This window comes from Desulfobaculum sp. (assembly GCF_054921475.1).
Genome location: NZ_JBUDSW010000310.1, coordinates 1 through 3,669 on the forward strand (window position 1 = coordinate 1; position 3,669 = coordinate 3,669).

Annotated in this window: 2 protein-coding genes; both read right to left on the reverse strand. The window is 61.2% G+C overall.

The features are described 5' to 3' along the window. Positions 1-158: 158 nt before the first annotated feature. On the reverse strand, positions 159-758 hold the full coding sequence (locus ACY69P_RS15090) for a hypothetical protein (RefSeq protein ID WP_462328069.1): 600 nt from the start codon (positions 756-758) through the stop codon (positions 159-161). Positions 759-938: 180 nt separating this feature from the next. Further along, the gene (alaS, locus tag ACY69P_RS15095) at positions 939-3,581 is read right to left on the reverse strand and encodes an alanine--tRNA ligase (RefSeq protein ID WP_462328070.1); all 2,643 of its coding nucleotides are present in this window, start codon (positions 3,579-3,581) and stop codon (positions 939-941) included. Between the last annotated feature and the right edge of the window lie 88 nt (positions 3,582-3,669).

The following is a 3,669-nucleotide window of genomic DNA, read 5'->3' on the forward strand; positions in this document are numbered from 1 at the left end:
GTGACGACCGCCCTCTCCTAAGGCACCCGGCCTGTGCGCAAATGGGATTCCAAAGGGCCCGCGGCCCTTTGGCCTGCGGAGCAAAAAAAAGGCCGAAGACGCACTTGTGCGCCTCCGGCCTGTGTTGTCTGCCTCGCCCAAAGGGGCCGATGGCCGAATTAGTCGTTTATCGACGTAGCAAAAACGTCAATCACAGCCTGAATATTATCGATGGAGGAAAGCCGCCAAATCTCGCCGGACTTGACCATCACAAAATCGACATCCACGGGAGCGACGCCCTCGAATTCCGGAATATGAAACGTTGCATGGTACACGCCGCCGTCCTCTCGGATTTCGGGATCCTCTGCCAGCATGGCGCGCAGGCGCTGATAGGTCATCACGGAATAGGGCCACAGGTCGATGGGCTCGTCGTATCGTGTGTCTTCACCACGCCTCAGCTCTGCCTTGATAATGGTGTACCACATGGTGACGAGGTGATCCTGCGTGCCTTTTTTTTGCAGCAGCTCATAAGGGTGCCCAAAGGGCGAAGGCAAACCGGCCTCCAGACGCCGCTTCGTATCGCTGCGAACGGCCTGCTCCACAATGTGGTGCAGGTCGATGTAGGTCCGAATTTTCTTGACGTCATGCTGCTCCACGGCGTCGCGAAGCGCCTCGATGGAGTGTAACATGGAGGACTCTTCCCTTTGGCTGTCCTTCGTAGCACTGCATCCGGCCACAAGGCCGGCAAGCAGCACTGCCAGAACGATATGCTTCATCATAATTGTCTCCTTTGAAAACAACGCGAAATATTGCGCCGTCTGTAATATCTGTCTGCACATGGTGCGTTTTCCATATGGCTGACCGCCTGTCAACCTTGGCGTCCGCGCGCCATGATGAGAAACGGCCGAGCTCCTGAAGGGAGCCCGGCCGGTGGGCTATTGTTGCGACTGCGCCGATGCTTAGGCGGAGAGGAGTTCCTTCACCTTTGCAAGGGCGGCGTCGATGCCAGCGGGGTTGTTGCCGCCAGCCTGCGCCATGTCGGGGCGTCCACCGCCGGAGCCGCCAATCTCAGCCGCTACGGGCTTGATGAGGGCGGGTGCGGTAAAGCGGTCGTGCAGGTCCTTGGAAACGTAGACGGCGAGGCTGACCTTGCCGTCGGCTTCGCACACGAGGGCGGCGATGCCGGAGTCCAGCTTGGAGCGCACGTCGTCCATGAGCTTACGCAGAGCGCCCATGTTGGGGGCGGGCACCTTGGCGGCCAGCACCTTCACGCCGCCGATTTCCTCGACGCTGTCCATGAGGTTGCTGCCCTTGCCGGATGCGGCCTGCGCGGCCAGCTTTTCCATGTCCTTTTTAAGGCTTTTGACTTCCTTCTGCAGGGCGTGAACGCGGTCCACAACCTCTTCGGGCTTGCCCTTGAGAGACGCGGCGAGTTCATTGGTCACGGTGCGGTAGTCCATGAGCTGCTGCATGGCGCGCCAGCCGGTGGCGGCCTCGATACGGCGCACGCCAGCGGCGACGCCCGTCTCGGAGAGAATCATGAACGGCCCGGCCTGACCGGTGCTGCGCAGATGCGTTCCGCCGCACAGCTCGATGGATTCACCGGGCACTTCCACCACGCGGACGGACTCGGTGTACTTTTCGCCAAACAGGGCCATGGCGCCCTTGGAGACGGCGTCCTGATAGTCCATCTCCTGCACATCCAGCGAAATGTCGGCCATGATGGCGCGATTGACGAGGGCTTCCACGTCTTTGATTTCGTCCTCGGTCATGGCGGAGATGTGGGTAAAGTCAAAACGCAGGCGGTTCGGCTCCACGAGGGAACCGGACTGCTTAACGTGCTCGCCAAGAACGGTACGCAGCGCGGCGTGCAGCAAATGGGTCGCGGTGTGGTTGCGCGCGGCGGCAAGGCGCTCCTCTTCGGTGACTTCCAGCAGCACTTCCTGGTCGGCGTGCACGGTGCCCTTGTCGACCTTGACGTGATGCACGGTCAACTCGGCGGCGGGCTTGAGGGTATCCAGCACCAGCGCGGTGCCCTCGGGGGCGGAAATCATGCCGGAGTCGCCACTCTGACCGCCGGACTCGCCGTAGAAGGGCGTACGGGTGGTAACGATGTAGCCTTCCTCGCCTTCGGCCAGCTGGTCCACGGCGTCGGCGGAATCGTTCATGAGGGAGACGATGCGGGACTCGGCGGCAAGATAGTCGTAGCCGACGAACTCGGAGCGCAAGCCTTCTTCAAGCAGCGCCTGAAAGCGGCTGGCGAGGGTGGTTTCGCCGGAGCCTTTCCACGCGGCCTTGGCGCGCTCCTTCTGCTCCTTCATGAGGGCGACAAAGCCGGACTCGTCCACCGTGTAGCCCTGCTTCTCGGCAACGTCGTTCACGATGTCGAGGGGGAAGCCGTAGGTGTCGTACAGCTTAAAGGCGACCTCGCCGGAAACCTGCGTCGTGCCGGCGTCCTTCAGGGCGGCAAGCTCGTCTTCGAGCATGACGAGGCCCTTGTCGAGGGTCTGGGCGAAGCGCTCTTCCTCTTCACGGACCACGCGGGTCATAAAGTCCTTGTTCTCATGCAGTTCGCTGTACTGCTCGCCCATGTCGTCGGTGACCTTGAGGGCGACCTTGTACAGGAAGGCCTCGCTCTGGCCGATGAGCTTGCCGAAGCGCAGGGCGCGGCGGATGAGGCGGCGCAGCACGTAGCCACGGCCCTCGTTGGAGGGCAGGATGCCGTCGGCAATCATAAAGGCGATGGCGCGGCTGTGGTCGGCAATGACGCGCAGCGCGGTGTCCACGTCCTCACCCTGCTGGCGGTACTTCACGCCGGTGAGTTCGGCGGTGTAGCCGATGATGGACTGGAAGAGGTCGGTATCAAAGTTGGAGAACACGCCCTGACACACGGCGGCGATGCGCTCAAGGCCCATGCCAGTATCGATGCTGGGACGGGGCAGGTCGGTGCGGGTGCCGTCGGCGTGCTGGTTGTACTGCATGAACACGAGGTTCCAGATTTCCAGAAAACGGTCGCAGTCGCACTTGCCGATGCCGCAGTCCGGACCGCAGGACATGTGCTCGCCCTGATCGATGTGGATTTCGGAGCAGGGACCACAGGGGCCGGTGTCGCCCATGGACCAGAAGTTATCCTTCTCGCCAAGGCGGTAAATACGGTCCGGGGAAACACCTGCAACGCGCTGCCACAGCTCGGCGGCCTCGTCATCATCGTTGTAGATGGTGATGTAGAGCTTGTCCTTGGGCAGACCGAGTTCCTCGGTGATGAAGCCCCAGGCAAAGCCGATGGCCTCTTCCTTGAAGTAGTCGCCAAAGGAAAAATTGCCGAGCATCTCAAAGAACGTGTGGTGGCGCGCGGTGCGGCCCACGTTTTCGAGGTCGTTGTGCTTGCCGCCTACGCGCAGACATTTCTGGGAGGTGGTGGCGCGCTTGTAGTCACGCTTTTCCTGCCCCTGAAAAATCTTCTTGAAGGGGACCATACCTGCGTTGGTAAACAGCAGGGTCGGGTCGTCCTTGGGGACGAGGGAGGCGGATTCCACGATGGTATGCCCGTGGCGTTCGAAATATTCCAGGAATTTCGTCCTGATCTCATTGGCACTCAACACGATGCAGCTCTCCTGTACACATGCGTTTCGCCCCTTGCGGGGCGATGAAATTCTTTTGGCGGGTCGAGGGTATAAAGGCAGGTCGGCG